Origin of the sequence: Wolbachia endosymbiont (group A) of Icerya purchasi, assembly GCF_947251635.1 — a bacterium.
GTDB classification, from domain to species: Bacteria; Pseudomonadota; Alphaproteobacteria; order Rickettsiales; family Anaplasmataceae; genus Wolbachia; species Wolbachia pipientis.
In genome coordinates, this window is sequence record NZ_OX366357.1 from 674,554 (window position 1) to 697,344 (window position 22,791).

Sequence of the window (22,791 nt, forward strand, 5' to 3'; positions counted from 1 at the left end):
TGACGCTGGAATCTAGGAGTATAAAAATGATGAATAAAATTTATGCTAAAAAATATAAAAAAAGTGCTTGCACTACAATTTATTTTTAGTATATTAATTACATAATATTTTTACTAGGGGTTAATATGCATAGTGGTAATGATAAAAAAGATAGCGGTAGTTCAAAAGGGTGGATTACAAGCAGCAGGTATGAAAAATATAACGGTCCTAATAAGGAAATACGTGAGCAGTATAAGAAAGAGATGCGGGAACGTGAAAGTAATAAACCTGATACACGAATGGATAAGTGTAGCTCTACTGGTGCCGGTGGCAGTAAAGATAATAAAAAATAATATAACTTTACAGTAATTTTAATAGGAGTGGTTATGCCAACAAAAGTTTTTGTAACAGAACTAGTTAATGCGTTTAATTTAAATAATTATTTTTCTGATAATATTTATACTAATTTTACTGTGCAGGGTGGAACGAAAGGAAAAAATGATAAGATTGTCAGTTCATTTGGTCGTGATGGAGATATAAAGAAATATTTGAAGGAGGTGAGAGAGGAGATAATAAGACAACACTATAGTAATGAAGAGGCAGCAGGTGGGTTCTATAATTTAAACTGTTTGCCATTTGTTTTTGATGTCGATTTTAATAAAAAAGGAAAGTTTATAAATCAAAATGTGAAAGTAGTAGAGCTAGCAAATCTTACGGATAGTAAAGTAATCCATAACTTAAAGCTTCATTTTGCTAATGAGTTTCAGGAACGTGTGGAAGCAGGAGTTACAGGAGAGCTAAAAGCGATGGGGATGACGAAAGATGAGGCTTTGAAATGCGTGAGAAAGTCTGTTCAGTTAGAAAGAGTAGGTAAGCCCTCTCCTTATCTATACTGTATATCTTTTGGTGATGGGTATTTTAAGGAGATAGGGCATCCAAATCCTTCACGGTTTCTTGAGTTATTTAGGAATGTGTATGTTGCAAAATTTAACTTAAGGTTAGAGAGGTGTGGTTTAAATGATAGTTCAATCTTTTATGAACAAAGAGATAATAAGTTGTATATTAAAGATATTACCGACATTAATGTCATCAAGGATATAGTAAGATATGTTAAAGAGCGAATAGCGCTTGATTTTAAAACTCCAGGCGACGTAGATTCCAAAGTTGAAAATTGCAAAGATGCTATTAATGATTTAATTTTTAAAATAACAGGAAAGTTTATTGAAGGTTGCGAATATGATGTGTTTACAAATAAAGACAAAATAAAGAGTGGTCATAGTTTTGCTCTTATACCTTTAGTAGAAGTAAATGGTCAGGTGGTTCCTTTGAGTGGGGAAGATGCATATAAGATTAAGAAAAAATTTTACGAGATTTTAGGTGATGTTGTTTTTAGCAATATTAAAGGTGAAACTAAAGACGAGCTTGGACAAATTAGCAGTTCTGAAGGGCCAGTTTATGCTTTCTCTAATAAGCAGATTGCTCTTTTACTCCCTATAATTATGCAGTCTCCAATTGCATATAATCAAATAAACGGACGTTTTGAATTTGCAGTTGATCTTGAGAATTTTAAGAGACGTGGCTCGAGTCGATCCTCCTCAACAGTAGCTTCTCCATTCAATTCTCCTACACATGCAGGCCCGAGTGGACTAGAAACACCGCCCAACCCAAGAAAAAGAAACAGAGATAGTGGTATTGGTGAGTCACCTACGAAACTTGAGGATTCTGGTGCTTCAAGTGGTGGTCCAAGATCATTGTTTGAGCAACCACAGGCACAGAAGTGTCCCACGCGGAGTCCCGATGGAGCATTAGATGGGCCTCCCAGGCAATGGTCAGAAAGAGAGGAAGAAACAGGGAGAGTGCTTCGGGAGGAAATAGGTCAGGCTAGTACTTCTTCTCAGCAAACGGACGATATGCCACACAGGTCATACACGAGCAGATGTAGACAGGAACCGTTAATGTCACAACCGTCGACACTTAGAGAACTTTTATTATCGGAAGGTGTTTATGAAAGTATGCCAATAGAGATTCGGGATCAGAAAATGACCTGTAGACCATCATCGATTCCTTTTCCTACAGCATGGGATAATTCAATATCCTTAAATTTTGGGGTTTCTGAAGATTCTCCAAAAGATACGGAGAACATTTGTAATGAGGAACCTGAAAAACAGCAAGTTACTGATAAAAGTGATCGAAAAAGTAGTGATGAGTGTTCTGAAGCAAAGTCACAAGATAGTAAATATCCGAAGAAACATGGGGGTGGTTTGTTCTGTAAAAAAGGAATGCCGATACTAGCAAAGTCATCACCTTTTAAGCGACGTAGCGTAGAGCGTGATACGATGTGTTCAAGTAAAAGTGATCTTGTGTATCATGTAACTGAAAAATCATCTGTGTCTAAGCCATTTTTTTCATTTCCAACTAGAATAAAAGCAAAAAGTAATCCACCCTCAGGAGTGACTTCTCCTACGCATGAAGGTGGACCAGAGTGGCAACAACGTCTTAGTCCTGATCAGAGGGAGGAACTATGCAAAGTTCTTTCTCCTGAGATGAAGGAGAAGCTAAACTCCGGCTTTTTTCTTCCTGGGTACGAGAAGTTACTACACTTACTTTATGTTGATAGTGAGATACTGCATTCACTTCTTTCTACTTCTGAGGGAGCAGAGCAAGTGTGCTCAGTTCTTCCTCCTGAGAAGGGGAAGCAACTACACTCAGGTTTACCTTTTAAGACAAAAAAAGGCTTACTTTTTACATTCTTTGATGATGAACAAGAAATTAGTCGTAACGTTTCTACAAGTTCTGCAGATAGTGGTTATTCTTCAGGATTACCTGCTTCTCCTGCTGTGCCACATAAGGAAAGTGTCTCTTCAGAGTTCAAAAAGTGTAGTGTGCAACAGGTAAAGCATATGTCAGAAGCTTTGGAGAAAAATGGAGGTTTTTAGATATATCTTAACCACCCAAGTGTTTTATTAGGGTTGGGGCCAAAGTCCCTGACCCTGAAAGCACTGGTGTTGGTTTTTCTTGTCCATTGCAGATATTGCGCGGTACTAAATATTTAAAAAGTATTAATATAAAGATATCAATAAAATTATTTACATTTTTATAATATGCACATTACATCATGTGTTATTTAACCTTACAATAATTTTTTTATTCTTGCTGCTTCTTCAAATTCTAAATTTTCAGCATGCTTTATCATTTGCTTTCTCAAATCATCCTTATTAGTATTTACTTTCGGTTCTGCTATTGCCCTCTCCTGTAAGGTGTTTGATATAGGTTTTATTATAGTCTTTGGGACAATATTGTGCAATATATTATGTTCTTCTTGTTTTTTTCTTCTTCTTTCGGTCTCTCTTAATGCACGGTCCAGAGAACCAGTGATTTTATCTGCATACAAAATTACTCTACCTTCAGCATTACGTGCAGCACGACCAATCGTTTGAATTAATGAAGTTTCCGATCGCAAAAATCCTTCTTTATCAGCATCCAAAATTGCAACCAACCCACACTCTGGAATATCAAGACCTTCCCTCAGCAAGTTAACACCTACTAAAACATCGATTTCTTTAGATCTCAATTTGTATATAATTTCTATTCTCTCCAGCGCACCAATATCAGAATGCAAATAACTCACTTTCATATTCAATTCACTCATATATTCAGCTAAATTTTCAGCCATTTTTTTCGTCAATGTAGTAATTAAAACACAAAATCCCTTCCCTATTGTCACTTGTGCCTCATGAATTACATCATCAATTTGACTCTCTATTGGTTTTACAATGCAGATTGGGTCCGTAAGCCCTGTTGGACGGATAACTTGCTCTATAAATACATTACTGGTCTTTGCCAACTCATACTTTCCGGGAGTGGCTGAAATGTAAATAGTCTGCGGCCTAACTCCCTCCCACTCTTCAAATTTTAATGGACGATTATCAAAAGCGGAAGAGAGCCTGAAGCCATAGTCGATCAATTTCTTTTTACGCGCCTCATTACCACTGTACATCGCACCAACCTGAGGAACGGTGACATGACTCTCATCAACAAATAAAATTACGTCTTTAGGTAAATATTCAAACAAAGTAGGTGGTGGATCCCCAGCTTCCATTCCATAGAGATAACGCGAATAATTTTCAATACCTTTACATATTCCTGTTGTTCTCATCATTTCGATATCAAAATTAGTGCGTTGCTCGAGGCGCTTTGCTTCAACAATCTTGTTTCGCGAGTAGTAATAATCCAAGCGTTCATGCAGCTCTTTTTTGACTAGTTCAATTGCCTGCAACAAAGCCTCACGTGGGGTTATGTAATAGCTATTTGGAAAAATGGTGATTTTATTTACGCCTTTGGTAACATTGCCCGTTATAGCATCAACTTCAAAAATTTCTTCTACTTCATCGCCAAATAACGATAAACGCCAAGCTTTACTTTCATAATGGGAAGGAAATATATCAACAATATCGCCGCGCACTCTGAAATATCCTCTCTCAAACCTGGCATCAGAGCGCTTGTATTGAAGATCAGTTAAGTTGCTCAGGAAATCATTAATACGAATTTTATTTCCAACACTAAGCGGTATGATCATGCTGCGGTAGCTCTCAGGCGAACCAAGACCGTATATGCAGGAAACACTGGCAACTACGATCGTATCCCTGCGCTCCAAAAGGGAGCAGACGGTGGAATAACGCAGCATCTCAATTCTTTCGTTAATTGCAGAATCTTTTTCGATATAAGTATCAGTTTGTGGTAAATAGGCTTCAGGTTGATAATAATCATAATAAGAAATGAAGTATTCAACAGCATTATGGGGAAACAATCCTTTCATTTCCTCATAAAGCTGTGCTGCTAAAGTTTTATTGTGTGCCATAATTAATGCAGGCCTGTTTGTCCTTGCAATAACATTTGCCATAGTAAAAGTTTTCCCAGAACCAGTAACTCCAAGCAAAACCTGATCTCTTTTATTACTATTTAGCCCTGCAATTAAGCTATCGATTGCCTGTGGTTGATCCCCAGCCGGTTGAAAATGCGTAGCGATTTGAAATTTCATAGACTTTACTTACTATCTTTGATTCATTGTATAGTAAACACTATATTGCTTTTAAGATAAGTTGTATAGCTATCGTAAAGCCATAAAACATTAACCAACAATGTCATGCAAGTAGCTGACACTGGAATCTTGTTTCAATGTTAAACAAAATACCATAGAATTCAAGAAGACAATTCCTAAAAAATCCCTACATCCAAAAAAAGGCAAAATGCTGCTTGAATAAGCTAAATTTTTTTAGATGCAAAAACAATAAAACATAGTTGATACTAAAGTTATAGTACTCCTATGACAACGTTACAAAAATTAAGGAAATGGATAGCTCTGATCAATTGGAATAGTATTTTCAGGTACCGGTGGTCAATATGACATTTTTAAAATAAAGATTTAGAACCTGTTTAAAATCTTCTCAATAGAAGAGAAATGAAGGAAAGAACGACCATTTGTAGGCTAGTGTTAAGTTTTCGCTCGCAATTTTTCCACAATCGTCTGCATTTTTCTAACCAAGCGAAAGATCGCTCTACAACCCATCTTTGTGGCAATACAGAAAAGGAATGTAATTCACTTCGTTTTATTACTTCTACAGTTGCTCCAATAATCGTTTTTATTTGAGTTGCAAAATTTTCTCCTGTATAACCTGCATCGACCAGTATATTTTTAACTTCCGAGAGGTTTTCTTTTGCGCTTTCAACCATTCTCACAGCACTGCTAACCCCAGTTGTAAATTAGAAAAAAAATAGAAAAGGTAAGGAAATAGGGTAAACTCCGAGGTATTTGATATTCATTCCTAAAATAGGAGGTTACCAATGAAAGAGAAAGTAACAGAAATCTTTTGTATAGTCGATGATTTTTGCAATACAGTCGATGAAAATTTTGCAGAAAAACTTCTACCAAGTGGCAAAAAACCAACCAGGAAGCCAGAGATTACGCATTCAGAGATTTTTACCATAATATTGCTATATCACCAATCCAAGTGCGACAATTTTAAAATTTTCTATGTGCATTATTTGAAATGATTATACGAATCAGCGTTTCCAAAATTGCCATCCTATAGTAGGTTTATCAGGCTAAAATCGCGGTTTTTATGGTATTTAGCGCTCTTAATGCAATGGTTTTGCGAACAGTCAAAAGTGACAGGGATTTCGTACATAGATGCAACATCTATCGCTGTTTGCCATCCAAAAAGGACCTCGAGAAACAAAGTTTTCAAAGGGTTGGCAAAGATTGGAAAGACTACTTATGGGTGGTTTTTCGGTACATCTAGTAATCAATGAAACTGGCGAAATTCAAGGGGTTACGGTGATAAAAGGCAACGTTGATACCTGTGCCAAATTTAACTAAGAAATTGACTGGATTATTTTTTGGAGATAAAGGGTATATCAAAAAAGATCTTTTTCGCGAATTATTCGATAGAGGGTTAAAGCTTGTAACCAGTATAAAAAAGGGTATGAAAAACTCATTAATGGCGCTAAATGAGAAGATTTTGTTAAGAAAAAGATCGATTATTGAAACAGTTTTTGGCTCTCTGAAAAACAAATTTGAGATTGAGCATACTCGCCATAGATCACCGATAAATTTTTTGGTACACATTTTTTCTACGCTTGTTTCATATTCCATGCAGCCGCTGCATTTCTAAGCTTTACTTCGTTGGCTAATCCGCGACTGGGGTATATAGGGTTGACACCAAGGCAATATTCTTCTGGAGAAGTTGATCGGCATGGCAGCATATCAAAGATGGGACCAGCGGAATGTAGAAGTATGTTATATGAAGCTGCACAAACAATGCTTACAGTTACCAAGAGGACATTTAAATTAAAAAACTGGAGTTGCGAAGAAAAAAGGAATGAAAAAAGCAATTGTAGCAGTAGCAAGAAAATTAGCTGTAATTATGCATAGGATGTTGGTTGATAAAACAGAATTTTATTATCAATAAACATCAAAAGAGCATAGGACGATAATTTTATTGAAAATAAAGATAGCAATGCTGATGGAAGGGACAAGCAAGAACTTAGTTAGACTTCGTGGTAAATATGTTACCGTCCACTTCCGCCTAACAAGTATAATGCGGCTTGACAAATTTATTGTCATCTCAGACCGCGGAGAGAACCATATGCTACTTTTAACTTATGTAAAATTACCAAGGATCATGAAGAAGATATGCTGTTTTGATTTGTGTGAAAATTATTGTTGACTTATGTGCAATTAGAGAACCTAAGTCACTTTAGCTATATATAAAAGATTTAAGTGGTTGTATTGATGTATCTTTGTATTAGAAAACACCCAATAAGCAGAGTTGTAAGTGGAATAAACCACAAGATGTAAGTGCTAGGTGGGGTAGTTATAATTGAATTGCCGTAAGAATTTTTTAACTCTGAGATTATCTCTTCATCTGTGTATCCATCATTGATTTTTTTACGAATTGCTTTTCGCATATCATACGCGATCTGAGATCCAGATTCAGACAATGATTCGCCAGAACATATTGGACACCTTATTATTTCAAATAAACTTGTTGCTCGTTTTTCCATGCTTTTATCTCTGAGTTTATTATCCAGAGTAAAAGCGTTTACGCCTGAGTGAAATATCAATATGAAAAGTAAACTAACTACTGCTCTCATCCTTGGTTAATTGGGTTATTTTACTGAGTTGGTTCATAAAATCAGTGATGGATAACTTTCCAATAAAGCTTGACCCTACATCATCATCGTACTTTATTGAAAATCGAACGCTGTCATCAGTTGTTTTTTCTGATAAGAAAGACATTAATTTTTCAAACGCATCTGAAGTTTTTGAGTCACCAATCATAAACGAGATTAATTCTTTATAATTTGATATAGCCACGTTGATTTTGTCTTTAAATGAAGACGTAACCAAATTATAATTTTGCACTCCACCATCTGCAGCAAGAGAAAAATTATTACTTTGAATTAAAAATTTCTCTATGTTGAAATTAACTCTGGAAGCTGAGATGTGGTTTACAAATTCGTAATCAAATTTAGTGTCGATACTAAGGTAACTTTCAGGACTTGCAGTATTTTTATACCGATAAGTATAAAAATCAAATCCTAGTTTAGTATTTCCATTCAGTTCTTTATCGAGGTGAAATTGAATGTAATTGCTTTTATCATTCACTTCAGTTATAACACTTTGCTGATTTTCTGAAACATCACATTTTAATCCATAATCTTCGTAACGAAGTGTATCTATATAGTCTATTACGGTACTATTTCTGTTAAATCGCAATGAAGATGGTAAATCATTTAGTCTAACAACAAAGTGGCTGCTATCGTTTGTGTGGCATTTTATATTCTTTTTCTCATCACCATGAACAACAATGTTGACTTCATTGCTTGGTATGTAGATATATACTGATTTATCAAACAATCTATTTTTTATCAATAAAGCATCAGATGAGATGGTTAATTGCTCATTGGAAAATTTTGGGTTTGTCACACGGAAAATTAGGTTAGAAGGAAGTCCACTGAAGTCATGTGAAATATCAAACTTTTCGTCGTTAATGTATAGTATTGTTTCAGCTAAAAGATTTTTTACCTTACATGCAGAAAAATACCAAAAACCACTATACGCTACAGGAATAAACAAAAGTAAAGAGATGATAATATAGATAAAAATCTTACGCATAGCTAATTATTCCCCTGTTTATCCAATGATATATTTCTTGTACCCCTTGGCATGGTTACACACAAACCATCGATATCTTTTGTGATTTTTATTTGGCACCCAAGTCTTGATGTCTCTGTTAAGCCGAAGGCTAGATCTAACATATCGTTTTCCTCATCAGATATGGGATTATGCGTTTCTACAGCATCATAAAATTCTGGATCAACAATCACGTGGCATGTAGAACAAGCAAGAGAGCCTTCACATGCACCTTCAAGCAGATCTGGATCACTTCTGTGGGCTAAATTAAGCAGAGTTTCTCCCTCTGCAGCTTCATAGCTTTTCTTACTCCCATCAGGTAAAACAAAAGTAACAGATGGCATATTATTCCTATTAAAATCCTTACTAATTTCTCTGTATTCTACAGGTAATAACTAATATTTGCAAACTCTTTGCAATTTCAGTGCCTATTTCTTGTTATCCAAGTATCTCCTTTAGCATAGATCCCGCTAACAAGCAGCGGGATGACGAGATTATCGTCATTCCACCGCGAACCGTCATACCGCGATTCATTCGCGGTATCTCATCCGCTAACAAGAGATCCCGTTGCGGGATGACGGTTGTCGTTTAGCTATAAACATTAAGAAATTTACCAAATGAAAAAAAAGGCAAAAGAAGCCCCGTGGTGGTTGGCTATTTACCATGTACTAAAATATCGGCGTTTTTTTTATTCTAAAACGCTTGATTAAGAGCGATTTAGCTTCTTTTAACTTGCAACTAACCTACACCGCAAGTGTTTAAGAAATTTACTAAGCAGGAAAAAAGGCAAAGAAACCCCGTAGTAGCTAGCATTCAAATTCTCCCTTGTCAATTTGACGTTTTTTGCTGTCTTAAACGCTTTGTAAGCGCGTTTCGGCTTATATAGGTAAAAACCCAGAAATTTTTAAAGACATGCGATGCACGTAGTGCGAAAAATTAAACATGAGACGCCAAATACCCTAAGTTTTTTGTCATTAACCTGCACAGATTGCGAAGATAAATAAATAGCTTCAGTTTCATGATAAGGGGACTGGCGAAGGGTGTCAAGTAAGTTTTTTGTTTCTATTGAATGACAGTTGTAACCTACGAAAGAAGTCTGTTGTAATTTGTACGATATCTTTATAAAATGGTTCGCATAAGTTATCTAGCAGTGCAACTAAACAAATACAAAAATCAAAACGTTGCGGTTTTTGGTCTTGGTAAAACTGGGTTATCCGCCATTAACGCTCTGATAAAGAGTGGTGCAAGAGTATATGCATGGGATGATCATGAAGAGCAAATAGCAAACGCAAAAATGATGTATAAAAAATGTAATTTTATTCATCCCAAGGAATATAATTGGCATGAGATCAGTGCATTGGTTTTAAGCCCTGGAGTGCCAATAGAGCCACATTGGATAGTAAAACTTGCAAGAAGTTTTGATTGTAAAATAAAATCAGACATTGAGCTATTTCTTGAAGCTAAAACTACGAACCAGAAGGTAATAGGCGTCACAGGAACAAATGGTAAATCAACCACTACATCACTAATAGGGCACATATTAAAATCTGCAGGGAAAAAAGTAGCTATTGGTGGAAATTTAGGCGTTCCTGTTTTGGATCTAGAAAGAGATGCAGAAATTTATGTAATCGAACTCTCCTCTTTTCAATTGGAGTTGATGAATGAAATTAACGTGGACATTTCAGCACTGCTCAATATTACACCAGATCACATAGATAGGCATGGAAGTATGAAGAACTACATAGCAACTAAATTAAAACTGATAAACGGTAGTGAGGTTGCCGTAATAGGATGTGACAATGAGATTACTGCTGATATATTCAACAAATTCACTGGAGACAAAATTCCAATCTCAGTAACATATTCCCCGATGTCATTCCAGCGCGTGACGCTGGAATCCAGAAAAGAAAAACCATTGCCAACTACTCAGATGACAGAAGGTGGTGCAAGAGATCTAATATCATTGGCAGGTAACAATTTGCTTGATTATAGTGAACAGATTACTGGTATAGATCGAAATTATCTGGATCCCAGTGTCAGCTACTTGGATGACAAAAGGGGCACTGGGATCCAGAAGATCTCGTTAAAACTAGAGAATCATAGCTTATCAGTAAGCGACGTGAAAATAAACCTAATATCCAACGCAGAAAACATAGCAGCCACATATGCCGTATGTAAGGTACTTGGAGTAGATAGCAACACTATTATCAATGGAATCAAGTCCTTTTCAGGACTGAGGCATAGAAATGAACTGCTTGGCAAAATAAGAAATGTGTTTTTCGTGAACGATAGCAAAGCAACTAATGCAAAATCGAGCGAAAAGGCGATCTTATCTTATGAAAACATAAATTGGATCGTTGGTGGAAGAAGCAAAAAAGGTGGAATAGAATCATTAAGCAAGCATTTTACAAGGGTTAGAAAAGCTTTTCTTATTGGAGAATCAACCGAAGCTTTTGCAAATGTTATGGAGAATAAAGTAGATTATGTTAAATGTTGCAATCTAGAAGATGCATTCAGATTGGCTTTTGAAGAGGCCTTAAATAGCGCAGAAGAAGTAACAATATTACTTTCTCCCGCGTGTGCTTCTTTTGATCAATGGAAAAATTTCGAGGAACGTGGTGAAGCATTTTGTAGAATGTTTGAAAATCTCAGGTACAATCACACATGCTGTTTAGTATAATGTTGCGTGGAACAAAAGTTAATAATAGATAAGCTAATTAGGGTTATTCCATTTGAAGGGATAAGCGATGAAACCCTATTAAAGGTGTGCACTGACCTTAATCTAGCTAATAGCTTTTGCAAATTTCAGAATGGAATATATAGCGCTTTGGAGCACATAGCAGAGGACTTAAATAGCTCAATGGAAGCTGAACTAAGGAATTCTAATTTAGAAGATATGAAAGTGCGAGAGCGAGTAAAGTTAGCCATTCAAATACGCCTTTCAAATTACGCTAAGCTACCAAATTATAGAGAACTTTTAAAAAATGTTTTATTATTCTCTGTATCACCAAAAAATACATATTTTTCTAGTAAACTTTTATACAGAACTGTTAGTGCGATTTGGTATGGCATTTATGACCAATCAACAGATTTTAACTACTATACAAAAAGAGCAATATTAGCTGGAGTGTACTTAAGTACGATACTTTTTTTTATCAATGATTATTCAGAAGATTTTGTGGATACTTTATCGTTTCTTGATAACCGTATCAACAATGTCATGACATTTCAAAAATTCAAAACTCGCTTAAAAGGAATCATAGGAAATTTCTTATAAGCTATTGATTGTTGGTAGAAAAGTACTTGAGCACGATCCTGAAAAGGTTTGTGAAAATAAAAATATTCATGCTGATCATAAAGAACATTTAGTTTATCGTGAGGATAATAATGGTACAACAAAATACACCAGTTACGAAGAAAAAGAAAATAAATTTATTGAAGAAGCACATGAATATTTAATAGACTCTGAATTTAATAAAAATTTTGATCTAGGGCAGTACAGAATAAGTAATTTCTCCGGAAACTTGACGAAAATAGAACTGGAACTCATCAATGAAAAGTATATGCAAGTTCAAGTTAATAGAGAAAGAAAAATTATTCTCGCTATACCGTAGGTGCGTTCCAAGATTATACTAAAGTTTTTATTGCACTCAAAACCTTCGTTTTTCCTAATCTCTAGAATTATCAATGCATCATCACTTAACCAGCCTGAGTGAGCTAGTCCATTCAACGTTGATTCAACTAGATTGCTATTGTAAGGTGGGTCTATAAAAACTATATCGCACTTTGAAATAGGTTGTGGCAATTTGTTAGCACTACAACAAATTAGCGTGACATTGTTCGTAATTCCAAAATCTTCTGCTGTTTTTTTAGGCAGTTGCAAATTGTAATAATCTGAATCCACCATGAATGCATGTTTAGCGCCGCGAGAAAGCGCTTCAAATGAAAAAGAACCACTACCACAGAATAAATCAAGTACATTCAAGTTATAAATAGGTTTTCTTGAGGAAAGCATATTAAATATTGCTTCTCGGACAATACTCATAGTTGGCCGTGCAGCTAAATGCTTACCTGTAGTTATTTTTCTTCCGCGATATTTGCCTGCAATGATGCGTAGCATATTAAATAAGCTCCAAAATAATTAATTATTTATACTATATGATTAATGTCAATATGGCTTTAGCAGTTTAATAGAGAGAAGCTATCGAGTCGCTTGTAAGAAAAACACAAACACAAGACTCATCAGTTATCTTTTTCTGATTTGCCTGCTGCATTAATTGCTTGACCAATCTCATCTTGTAAATCATCATGATCATTTTTTTTATCATGATTTAGCCCTTCAATTCTGCTTTCTAACTCTAACTTAATTATAGTATTGATTTTATCTATATTATCAAGAAAGCCTCTACATTCTTCTTCACTATACTCTTTACCAGATGCCTTTTTTTCGATAAATAGACTTTTAAACTCTGTAAGATCAGAATTCTGATCGGTATTTAGTACAACATTTCTCTCTATGAAGCTAAGGTCTGATAGCAATAAACTAACCTCTAATAGCTCTTCACTTTTAATGTTTGCAAGATTATCAAGATTGTCTAAAATATTAGACATCTTAAGCCTTTCTTGTGCAATCTCTTTGTCTTCCTTATCAAATTCAGACAATAAACCATGATTATCTACAAATTTCTCACTCAAAGCTTTATTCAATTTAGCAAAATTGACATCCTTGTCAAGTGATGTGTTATCCCGCAACAAGTCTACCCTTGCCCTACGCGCATTTAAAATGTCGTCGTAGTCATTTAACTTTATGTTGCCATCTTTGTCTTGCTGCAATTTATAATAATCAAGGCCTTTGAAATTTTTATTAGTCTTCATCTTCAATCCTTTTCTCATCTCCTTTTGCATCTGGTTTCCTCATTGGTTCCGGTAATTTCCTTTTACTGTCTTCTCGATTTCTTTTTTCCTCTCTTTCAGCACGTTTTTTTATAGCTTCCTGGGTATTCATTTCAAAAAGTGCCTTAACGTACTCTTCTGGATTTTTTGGTTCTTTAAATAAAGGCTTAAGATTATAAACTTCGTCTTTTCGATCTCTTTCTTCTTTTCTTCTAGCTCTTTCAGCACGTTTTTCTACAGCTTCTGGAGTGTTCATTTCAAAAAGTGGTGAGAGGTTGTAAACTTTATCTTGATTTCTTCTGCCTTCTCTTTCAGCACGTTTTTCCATACCTTCAAAAGCAGATCCAAAATCATCAATTTCATCTAAACCTTTTGGTTCCGTGCCTAAATTTCGTGTCACTTCATTTGATTGATCAGGCTTATCTTCTTCTGTTGGCTGATCATGCTGTAGTTGATTAGGCTTGTCTTCTTGTTCTGTGCTTAGTTCTTGTACTACCTTATCTGGCTGACCTCCCCCTCGTAGTCGAAGAGGGTCGCCTTCTTCTAGTGGCTGATCATGGTTATCTCTTACTAGTTCCGTGCCTAACTCTCGTTCTACCTTATTTGATTGATCAGGATTGTCTTTTTCTGGTTCTCTCTTACGGCCGATAGTGTAATCATGAAGCTTCTCTAAGAAATCTCGCCTATATTCTTTTGCTCTATAGAGTAGGTTATGATCATAGCCATGCTTTCCTATAGAATCAAGACCATGTTCCCAAGTAAACTTCATAGCATCTTCTATTGTATAGCCCAAATGTGATCCTACATATCCTTTGTAATATTCTAAATATTTACCAATTCTTCTGTGCGTAATATCTTCCTTATCAACTCCAAATGCCCTGTAAATTTTTTCCTCGAGCTTATCAACATCATTTTCAGGCGATGTTGCAAACTTTGTTGCTTCAATAGTAGCATCTACAAATTTACGTGGCACATCAATAGCGTATTTCAGCACTCCTCCAACTCTTGGTATCCTCCCCAGCAAATTAGCTGTACCTCCAGCTAATCTATCCGGTAAATGAGTAGCCCAATTACCTAAAGATTCTAGTTTTCCACCAATTGCGTCTTGCCAATAATGCCGTTTTAATCCTTCCATTATGCCAACCAAAGGCGATGCTTCATACATTCTAGATATATTGTAAACGCTGAATCCACCACCAGCTATACTTGAGCCCATCTGTTGTACGAACTCGCGTAAGGAGAACATTAAAAATGAAAGCAAGAATAGTACAAAGATCTCTCCTGCATTGATTAAATAACCTCTCTGTATGTCTTGTACCCTTTGGTAATCGCTATTTTCTTGATAATTTTTGCAATCCTCACAATCTTTACATTTCTGACAGTATTCACTGTTGGGATCCTTATATAAATCATGAAGTTTCAGTATTCTACAACCTTGTTTTTCTACCGCACTCCGCATTAAAGATCTTATTTCATTAATTATTTCCCTATAACTATTGCATTTATTTATATCTTGACAGTAGCGTTTTATTATTTCACTAACATCACCTATCCTTTTCTCTATATTGTTGATCAGTAATATAATGTCAGCCCTCTCTGATGCATGGGATAAACTATTTGTTAAGCGTACTAGATCTTTTGCACTGCAGCCATTACTAACTACCATATCACTTTCTGCAATATAGTGGTCTGCTGGATTACCTTTAGTTCCAGGCATTGGATTAAAGAAAGGATAATCTATATAACGAAACCCTTTTATATGTTCACCATTTTTATCTTTAGGGTAATCCGGTGGAAGCGGGATATATCCAGCACCTCCAGTAAATTTTATTGTACCACCTTCTCTGTTTATCTTTTCTATACCTTCTATACTTTTATCTATGTTAAGAGAAGAAGCTTCTCCAAGAGTGTAAGGTACAAAAATTTGCCCTGGTGTCCAACCAAAGTACTGCTTATCAACGATACAAAAACCGCCAAACACCCATTTTGGAGCACATAACTTTACCTCGAACCATTTATTGTAGCATACAGTAAAACCTAGTTGTCTATAAAAGGTGTTCATTATAATAGCAGCCAGCAATGACAGCAGGGTAAATATCATAATCGACTGTAAACAAAAGCTGATGCAGAATTTTATCCAACCTTCAAATAGACTTTTCAGCGGTGAAAATAAAATAGAGATCAGGAACAGTGGCATGATAGCTATAAGAAAAGCTATACCCATAAAGCCAGAGAGAAATATTATGTAAGCATACAAGCACAACAAGAAGTATAGCACAATCCCTATGAAAATTGCCGGTATCATAAGAAGGCTTGCCCACATTTGGTAATGTAAAAACGCTGCAAACTTTTTCCAAACAGAATAAGCAAAAAATTTATTGAACATGTCCTCCATGAAGCTAAACAACTTAGCTTCATCTCCTTGAGCAATACTTCCGGTGTTCATGTTGGGAGCAAAGTTAGTAATTACACTTATCAAGTGTTCAAGACCTTTAACGAATAAAACAAGAAAATGATCATAGAAAAATCTAAAACTTCCAGGAGATATAAGCACTATTACTAGAGTGATTTTCATCATTCTGATGAGCATATCATGCTTAGTTTCTCGTATCATGCCAAAAAGATAAAGAAGCGATGAAATCATTACAAATAGAACAAGCAAGGAAAGAACAAAATTGTGAAAGCTCGTACTTTTTTCAGCTATATTTTCGAACATAGCTTGTGCAACTGCAGAATCATTGCTATTAAAATGTTCTTTGCAATTTTCGTTAATCAATAATACACATTTTAGATAGTTATAAATGTAATCAAAAAACCCAAAACTACTTGGCTGCTGCACTCCACTTAAGAACTCAAAAGAGTAGCCACCTACATTATCTAAGTAATATCTATCTAATATTTTTACATATATTTTCCATCCCTTTTTTAACTTCAACTCATTACAATTTCTGTCCTTTAATTTAGTGTTATCTCTGTCTAAAGTAAAAAATCCATTGTCGCCCTCTGCTGTGGAGTTATAACCTAGATGTACAGTAGGATATTGAGGATCGCGCATTAACTTTAGATTTTCGTTAGGATCATCTTTCCCCGTTTGAAACAAAAGATAAGCACCATGACCATTGGTAAACCAACATGGAGCACCACGTGATACTGTATTTGCGCTATCATCTTCATTAATGCACTTGCAATTTACAGTGCAACTTGTATCAGACTTACTTGAAAATTTTTGTATGCTAGGTTTATAATCATTACAAACTAAGTGAAAATTAGGTAAACTATTATCACTTTGTTTACCTTCAAATTTAGTTGCATATTTTAACTGCTCCAAGCTTTGTAAGGTATAACTGCCTTTTTTAGATTCCTTCTTGTTATTATTACTCCAAGATATCCATGCACCATTAACTCGCACTTTTAAACTATCCCCATTGGTTTCGAGTCCGGTATCCTCCCACTTCACCACTTGGTTATGGTGAAACCCATAATTAATTTCGCCAGTTTCAGGATCAATAACTTCTCCATCTCCTGGAATAAACGCATCGTGGTCGCTTGAAAAATGAGCGCTTACTGCAATAGGTTTAGGACCAAAATAGTCAGCAGATATGCACCTTGGAAAAGGCATATCATTCTTACTACAACCTGTGATCAGCATATAAGCTGCAAGAAGTAATACCCTAAACCAACATTTGCCTAAGCGTGATTGCATATCTAAACTTTTTCCAAATATAGAAATAAATTTCTAAAACTTTACTTAAAATATCTTTTTAATTAGTTACTCCATAACATCATTCATATCTTACTTCTCTCCATTTCCTTCCTTGTTTTTAGCTTTATCACTAGGATCACTTCTTATTGTTTCATCAGGATTTTTTTGCTGACCTGATTGTTTTGGTGCTTCAGGTTTAGAGCTCCCCCTCTCCTTTTTATCAGGACCTTCTTGCTTACCTGATCGTTCTGGTATTTCAGATTTAGGGCTCATGGAATTATCCTTCACGTCAACTTCCGTCCGATCTTTACCCACTTGTTGCCTAATGTTCTGTATAATACCTTGGGTCTTATCATCAAGGCCAACGGTGGACAGCATAGCTTGCGATGCGCTCTTAGCAACTTGACCAACACTGCCAGCAACCCCAAAACCAGAGCTGAATAGTGCTTGTGCCATAGCTTCCGATATAGAAACAAAAGCTTCCATTGCACAGGCAATAATGATGTATATAAACGCCTGGATTAGGTCTATAGGTAATGCTGCAAAGTGCCCACCAGCTCTTTCTCCGGTACTTAATGCAACATCAACATTAGTGCCAGGACTGTATCCAAGAGGCAGTATTGATTTCATCAGGCATAGATCATACGATAAGAAATTTACGCTAATTAAACATTGATAGCATGCAGAAAAATTTGTGAGATTGTATAGAACTGAATACATCAACTGATTTAAAAGAGATAAAGATGAAAATAAAATAACTGGTTGTACTGCAACGTGAGCCAGCGTTTTTATCCAGTTATCAAACAAGGATTTAGTCTGTTGGAATAGAATAAATACAATAAACAAAGGTGTTAACGACAATAAAAACGCTACTAAAACAGTAGATATTACATATTTAAACGTAGCGCTAATAATGCATTTTAAGAACATAAAAGTAGCGTAGAGTATTGCCAAAAATGCAATAAAGCCAAAAGGACCAGAGAGCATCAATGATAAAAACTTTAACCAAGTTTCTGCTGTGAATAATACTCCTGCTGTCAAGTCTAAGAATGCAAATTTTCTCCCCCCTTCCCCTATATAGCCAGAAAAGCTATCAACTAAATAAGTGCTACCATCTATAAAAAGTCTGGATAAAGTTGTACCAAAAAGTTCCCAGCTTCTATCGCTAAAGGCAAAAGCTATAAATGCTATCTTGAACATTCTTACAATGAAATCAAATTTACTTAGCTGTATTGTTCCAAGCATATAGCCAACGACAGTAAATATAACGTATAGAGTAAGCAAAGCTCTTACCCCTTGAAGAAGACCTCTTGCATATCCTTTGTATGAATCTTTAACGCTGTCCCCAATTACTTCTTCTTTTATAAGTTTAAATACCCCGTTTACATTCGATGAAATAAAATCATTAATTTTTCTTTTAACAAATAAAGTTACTGTGTACTTATTATTTTCATAATATTTGCCATTTTTATCTGTAATGTCATCTCTCTCTACGTTGCTTACATTGATGCCGAAATATATCTTCTTAGATTCTTCGTTCTGAAAGTGTTCTCCGCTTATTACATCTAATATGGTGTACTCATCTTTTCCGTTTACTCTTTCTCTCACTCCTACCACTTTAAAATCATTAGTTCCCACACCATGCAAATCTTTAGGTGGCTCATCACCTAAATATACATATAATTTTTCGCCATTAATATATTCACATGATCTAGTCACTTTAACATGGTACCCTCCTCTATTATAGTAATAATGACCATAATCTGCGATAGCGAGCATCACACTACTACCGGGCGTTACCTCGTCATTTACTGGATAATCATTGTTCAATTCCAGAGAAAAATCCTCGAATTTATTGTTACCGCCAATTTGCGAACACATATTATCCCCTTTTGCACCCTCTTTCTTTGGAAGACATTGAATGCCTTTAGTAGTATCTTGATCATCAGGCTTGCCAATTTTTGCAACAAGCGCTTCAGCCCAAGAGTCATCATCTTTAGTGTTTAATGTAAGATCAATGTTACTCCCTGTGTTTTCTTCAATCTTCTTAAGTTTGTCTTCAACCTCTTTGAGGTGAGAGTAAATGTCACATTTATTTTCTCTTTTGTTTTCTTTATTTTTTTTATCATACTTATCGTATCTTATAGAAGAGACACAGTTCCGTTCTCCTGCTTGACCTGAACCATAGCTCCATATACCTTTTCTAGTATAGCATATATTCTGATAGTAACAATTAAGCTCATAAGAACTGTACTTTTTTTTCTCATCCAAACTACAGTTTTTTCCATCACATAACTCATTCAATCCTATTTTAGCTCGGCGTAAATCGAACAGCGAGCCATGTATCCATGGTTCGTTGTTTTTAACATAACCTTTATTAAAATGTACCTTATTATCATATGGAGTGTACCCATTGCCAACTAGCACTTTGCTTTCCTTTGCTTTTGTTTTATCAAGAGGTAAAAATTTTATTTTATTTCTCTTTCCATCCTTGCCCTCACAAAAAAATTCCTCTCCCTCTTGCTTGCTAACATTCAATATTTCACTTGCTGACACTTTTTCACCTCCTTCTTCAGCTCTATAACAATTGTCATCAAAGCTGATACCTTTCCCTCCTGGATTGTCATAATCAATTGTTATTTTTCTGGGAACTAAGCTGAAGCTTAACTTATCACCAGGATTTACTTTAATTCCAGTATCCACATAACGTCTATTGCTGCCAAATCCTTTACCACCGCACAATTCGTTTTCATTTACGCCTTTTTCCTCAACGCCATAATTATTAGGCACATCGTTAATATTTGCAGCTTTACTATAATTTGGTTCTGAGCCATCAGTACAAAATACAGCAGGCACAAGTACTTCCCTTGGATTTTTGTCTTCTTTAAGAGGGCAAAAATTTACTGATCCATCGAGGGTGAATTTGATTTTCTCACCCTGACTAATTACCTGACCAGAATCAACCCAATGAATTTTATCGGCTTTATGAACTGGAACATCCACATTAACGCTGGTGTTTCTGCTCTGCAACCCAGGTTCGACACAATCCATGTTACAACCAGTGATTGCAAGACACAGTATCAATAATAGTGATCTTTTACTTATCATAATGGGCCTCCTCTAGGCCCTTGAGCTGCTTGCTCAGTCCTTTGCTGCGGTATTTGAGGTCTTCGGCTTGACGTACCTGACTGTTGAGAAACACCTCCTCTTTCTCTGTTTTGAACGCTTTCCTTATCTAACCCTACTGTTCCCATTAAGCTTTGTTGATATTGTCTCCCAGGTTCGTTTTGCACATAAACACCAAACAACGAGTCAGATATTGTCGAAGAAGCTTCAACTAAAGCTTTCATAGCGTGTCCCAAAATAACAAAAGCCATCATAGCGGTAATATTAGGTGTATATTTGGAAGCATAACCATAGAAGATACAAGGGTTAAAAATCTTTAGGTTAATACTAAGTATACACGTAGAGCAGACTTCAAAATCAAATACTGAATATATGATATAATCCATAACCTGACTTATCAGAGATATAAAAATTAAAAGCACTACCGGATGAATCGCAAATCTTGCTAAATTTTTAACCCAGTTGTGAAACATCTGCCTAGTATACGTAAATAAAAGACAAATAATAAAAATAGGTGCTAAAGAAAGTAATAACGCAACTATTGCTATAGATGTAATAAAAGAAAATAAGGCATTAAAAATAGATAAGCTCACTGTGATTAAACCCCAGATCACCAAGCAAAAAGATACAATGCCTAAAGGGCCAGAAAATATAAGAGATACTATTAACAATACTGAATGCGATGACAAGAACCTATTGAGCGGCAAATCAAGGAATTCAAAAACATTTGATGTCGTACCTCTAAAATTTGCTATTTCTATTAGTTGTTTTGGAGTGTTAATAAGCATAGAGAATGCATTGTTATAAAAAAAGTTCCAGCTATTATCCTGCAACAACTGGACGATGATTCCTATCTTTACGCATATAATTAAAAACTCATATATAGAAATATGAGTTAAACCAAAAAAGTAGTAAAGGGTATATAAGGTTATGTATAATACTAACAGCGATATTATCGTGGATCTAATGGTATTTGTTCTGCGTGATTTTATAAAACTTTCGTAAAGAGACTTTACAGGACTAGTATCAGAGTGAATTGCGTTAGAGTCTTTATAACTAGAGCCGAAAAATGCAGTTTTCACTTTCTCATCAAAAAAGTTGTATATCGCACTAAAAGTTCTTGTAGGTGGCTCTTTAGTTGTGAGGTTAATGCTAAACTGACCTTCATTTTTGTAATCGCAGCCATGGTCTCTTATTCCATAATATATGGTACCGCTTTTGTTTTTTAATTTTCCTTTCAAATTTTCCATATATTGGATGTCATGAACTTTGCTGATATCTACAGATATATCCGCTTGGTTTTCACCAGGCTTATGCTCAGGAAGTTTGTCAGAGACGCTTATATACAAGTTATTTTTTAGGCTATGGTTCTTTGTTACTCTTATGTTAAAACCACCTTTGTCATTTCTATTGTAGCAGTGCTCGTCATTTCTACTACATAAACTAAAAGTTAAACTTGGTGTTCGATGGTCATTCTCCATCTTATGATCACAACTAGTACATAAACCACCACCTGGAATGTGTTCAAGAGTTTCATTATCCATATCAACTTTTAGAAATGTAATGTCAGTTTTTACCTGCTTTTTTTTCAGTATGTTTCTAATAGCGTTAACATCAGACCGGGATACCTCACCCTCTATACTATTGTATTCAATATACACGCAATCTTTGTTTCCGCTGCCAGAAGAAAATTTACATATACGTTTACAGAGTAAATTTAAAATGCGCGTATCTATCTTACTTGCACTGTTCTCTGAAAGCTTGCTGCAATCTATATTTTCTCCTTGTTTTATAGAGTTAATAATATTTTCAATTTCCTTTTTTCTTTCATCTTGATCTAACTTTGAAAACCAGTACTCTTTTCCATTCAACCATTGCGCATCGCCTATTATATATTTATTAGGACATATCCCATCCTTGCCACCTTGGCATTTCTCTTGATTTAAAACATGTGCAAAATGTTCCGTTTCTTGCTCACTACACTTTTCGTCGATTTTCACATACCTGATTTTTGTCTCACTCTCTTTATCTTTACACACTTTACTTCCAATCACACTAAAGCTTATCGAATCACCGGCTTCAAGTGCAAATGGTAATGTAACATCATTTCTCCCAGGCCCAATTGCAAAATCTGCATACTGCTTAGGACAAAAATTAACCTTACTAGACACTATGTCAATCTCTGTTACTCTTATTCTATCTGAGATATTAACACCGGAATCAACCCACTTCTGCTCTGTTGACACTATATCTAGTTTTTCACGCAAACCTGATAAATTTTCTGGCTTAATACAGTGATCCTCCCCGCATCCAGACAATAAAAAAAGCACCACAAAACTTATGCATAACTTACCCAAGTTTTGGTTACTTAAACGTTTAAGCATCTGTTATTTAC

Annotated in this window: 14 protein-coding genes and 3 pseudogenes; 7 read left to right on the top strand and 10 right to left on the bottom strand. The window is 35.4% G+C overall.

The features are described 5' to 3' along the window. The first annotated feature begins 125 nt into the window (after positions 1-125). Complete coding sequence (locus OPR17_RS03605; RefSeq protein WP_265022119.1) at positions 126-332, top strand: hypothetical protein; 207 nt, start codon at positions 126-128, stop codon at positions 330-332. A gap of 33 nt (positions 333-365) precedes the next feature. Continuing rightward, positions 366-2,915 carry a hypothetical protein gene (locus OPR17_RS03610; protein WP_265022120.1) on the top strand — a complete coding sequence of 850 codons (2,550 nt, stop codon included), beginning with the start codon at positions 366-368 and terminating at the stop codon, positions 2,913-2,915. 194 nt (positions 2,916-3,109) lie between these two features. Here the strand turns inward: OPR17_RS03610 and uvrB are convergent, their stop codons facing one another. Then, the gene (gene uvrB, locus OPR17_RS03615) at positions 3,110-5,017 is read right to left on the bottom strand and encodes an excinuclease ABC subunit UvrB (protein WP_265022121.1); all 1,908 of its coding nucleotides are present in this window, start codon (positions 5,015-5,017) and stop codon (positions 3,110-3,112) included. A 395-nt stretch (positions 5,018-5,412) separates the two neighbouring features. Beyond that, positions 5,413-5,685, bottom strand: a pseudogene (locus OPR17_RS03620) (transposase); the annotation flags it as partial. A 135-nt stretch (positions 5,686-5,820) separates the two neighbouring features. On the opposite strand from OPR17_RS03620, the pseudogene OPR17_RS03625 reads away from it, so the two are divergent. Then, positions 5,821-6,669 (top strand): annotated as a pseudogene (locus tag OPR17_RS03625) (IS982 family transposase). Positions 6,670-6,691: 22 nt separating this feature from the next. Beyond that, a complete protein-coding gene (locus tag OPR17_RS03630; RefSeq protein ID WP_265022122.1) occupies positions 6,692-6,910 on the top strand; it encodes an IS110 family transposase in 219 nt (72 codons plus the stop codon). 344 nt (positions 6,911-7,254) lie between these two features. On the opposite strand, the gene OPR17_RS03635 is transcribed toward OPR17_RS03630, so the two are convergent. The 3 genes from OPR17_RS03635 to OPR17_RS03645 are packed head-to-tail and all read right to left on the bottom strand — an operon-like array spanning position 7,255 to position 9,018. After that, a complete protein-coding gene (locus OPR17_RS03635; RefSeq protein WP_265022123.1) occupies positions 7,255-7,632 on the bottom strand; it encodes a cytochrome c-type biogenesis protein in 378 nt (125 codons plus the stop codon). Beyond that, positions 7,616-8,656, bottom strand: coding sequence for a hypothetical protein (locus OPR17_RS03640; RefSeq protein WP_265022124.1), 1,041 nt, complete (start codon positions 8,654-8,656; stop codon positions 7,616-7,618). The genes OPR17_RS03635 and OPR17_RS03640 overlap by 17 nt, the downstream gene beginning before the upstream one ends. A 2-nt stretch (positions 8,657-8,658) precedes the next feature. After that, positions 8,659-9,018 (bottom strand): ferredoxin family 2Fe-2S iron-sulfur cluster binding protein, encoded by a 360-nt coding sequence (locus OPR17_RS03645; RefSeq protein ID WP_265022125.1) that lies wholly within the window; start codon positions 9,016-9,018, stop codon positions 8,659-8,661. A gap of 782 nt (positions 9,019-9,800) precedes the next feature. Here OPR17_RS03645 and OPR17_RS03650 point away from each other — a divergent pair. From OPR17_RS03650 to OPR17_RS03660, 3 genes and pseudogenes are all read left to right on the top strand, one after another. Next, positions 9,801-11,354 (top strand): Mur ligase family protein, encoded by a 1,554-nt coding sequence (locus OPR17_RS03650; RefSeq protein ID WP_265022126.1) that lies wholly within the window; start codon positions 9,801-9,803, stop codon positions 11,352-11,354. A 6-nt stretch (positions 11,355-11,360) separates the two neighbouring features. Continuing rightward, the gene (locus OPR17_RS03655) at positions 11,361-11,951 is read left to right on the top strand and encodes a COQ9 family protein (RefSeq protein WP_064125504.1); all 591 of its coding nucleotides are present in this window, start codon (positions 11,361-11,363) and stop codon (positions 11,949-11,951) included. A gap of 22 nt (positions 11,952-11,973) precedes the next feature. After that, a pseudogene (locus OPR17_RS03660) lies at positions 11,974-12,288 on the top strand (hypothetical protein); the annotation flags it as partial. On the opposite strand, the gene rsmD reads toward OPR17_RS03660, so the two are convergent. The 5 genes from rsmD to OPR17_RS03685 all read right to left on the bottom strand — a co-directional run bounded on the left by rsmD (position 12,246) and on the right by OPR17_RS03685 (position 22,780). Continuing rightward, positions 12,246-12,794, bottom strand: a complete 549-nt coding sequence (gene rsmD / locus OPR17_RS03665) for a 16S rRNA (guanine(966)-N(2))-methyltransferase RsmD (RefSeq protein WP_064125164.1) — start codon at positions 12,792-12,794, stop codon at positions 12,246-12,248. The pseudogene OPR17_RS03660 and the gene rsmD overlap by 43 nt on opposite strands. A gap of 122 nt (positions 12,795-12,916) precedes the next feature. Next, entirely contained in the window at positions 12,917-13,549 is a 633-nt protein-coding gene (locus tag OPR17_RS03670; protein ID WP_265022161.1) for a WD_0853 family protein, read from the bottom strand. After that, a complete protein-coding gene (locus tag OPR17_RS03675; protein ID WP_265021195.1) occupies positions 13,539-17,270 on the bottom strand; it encodes a TrbL/VirB6 family protein in 3,732 nt (1,243 codons plus the stop codon). The genes OPR17_RS03670 and OPR17_RS03675 overlap by 11 nt, the downstream gene beginning before the upstream one ends. 90 nt (positions 17,271-17,360) lie before the next feature. Then, positions 17,361-20,378 carry a TrbL/VirB6 family protein gene (locus OPR17_RS03680; protein ID WP_265021196.1) on the bottom strand — a complete coding sequence of 1,006 codons (3,018 nt, stop codon included), beginning with the start codon at positions 20,376-20,378 and terminating at the stop codon, positions 17,361-17,363. Further along, positions 20,375-22,780, bottom strand: a complete 2,406-nt coding sequence (locus OPR17_RS03685; protein ID WP_265021197.1) for a TrbL/VirB6 family protein — start codon at positions 22,778-22,780, stop codon at positions 20,375-20,377. The genes OPR17_RS03680 and OPR17_RS03685 overlap by 4 nt, the downstream gene beginning before the upstream one ends. Positions 22,781-22,791: the final 11 nt, after the last annotated feature.

What these genes read in the sequence shown, in the direction of transcription:
- OPR17_RS03650 (WP_265022126.1), top strand. Translation starts at nt 9,801, where the DNA reads ATGGTTCGCATAAGTTATCTAGCAGTGCAACTAAACAAATACAAAAAT.
- OPR17_RS03645 (WP_265022125.1), bottom strand. Translation starts at nt 9,018, where the DNA reads ATGCCATCTGTTACTTTTGTTTTACCTGATGGGAGTAAGAAAAGCTAT.
- OPR17_RS03670 (WP_265022161.1), bottom strand. Translation starts at nt 13,549, where the DNA reads ATGAAGACTAATAAAAATTTCAAAGGCCTTGATTATTATAAATTGCAG.
- OPR17_RS03635 (WP_265022123.1), bottom strand. Translation starts at nt 7,632, where the DNA reads ATGAGAGCAGTAGTTAGTTTACTTTTCATATTGATATTTCACTCAGGC.
- OPR17_RS03675 (WP_265021195.1), bottom strand. Translation starts at nt 17,270, where the DNA reads ATGCAATCACGCTTAGGCAAATGTTGGTTTAGGGTATTACTTCTTGCA.
- OPR17_RS03685 (WP_265021197.1), bottom strand. Translation starts at nt 22,780, where the DNA reads ATGCTTAAACGTTTAAGTAACCAAAACTTGGGTAAGTTATGCATAAGT.
- OPR17_RS03605 (WP_265022119.1), top strand. Translation starts at nt 126, where the DNA reads ATGCATAGTGGTAATGATAAAAAAGATAGCGGTAGTTCAAAAGGGTGG.
- OPR17_RS03680 (WP_265021196.1), bottom strand. Translation starts at nt 20,378, where the DNA reads ATGATAAGTAAAAGATCACTATTATTGATACTGTGTCTTGCAATCACT.
- OPR17_RS03610 (WP_265022120.1), top strand. Translation starts at nt 366, where the DNA reads ATGCCAACAAAAGTTTTTGTAACAGAACTAGTTAATGCGTTTAATTTA.
- uvrB (WP_265022121.1), bottom strand. Translation starts at nt 5,017, where the DNA reads ATGAAATTTCAAATCGCTACGCATTTTCAACCGGCTGGGGATCAACCA.
- OPR17_RS03640 (WP_265022124.1), bottom strand. Translation starts at nt 8,656, where the DNA reads ATGCGTAAGATTTTTATCTATATTATCATCTCTTTACTTTTGTTTATT.
- rsmD (WP_064125164.1), bottom strand. Translation starts at nt 12,794, where the DNA reads ATGCTACGCATCATTGCAGGCAAATATCGCGGAAGAAAAATAACTACA.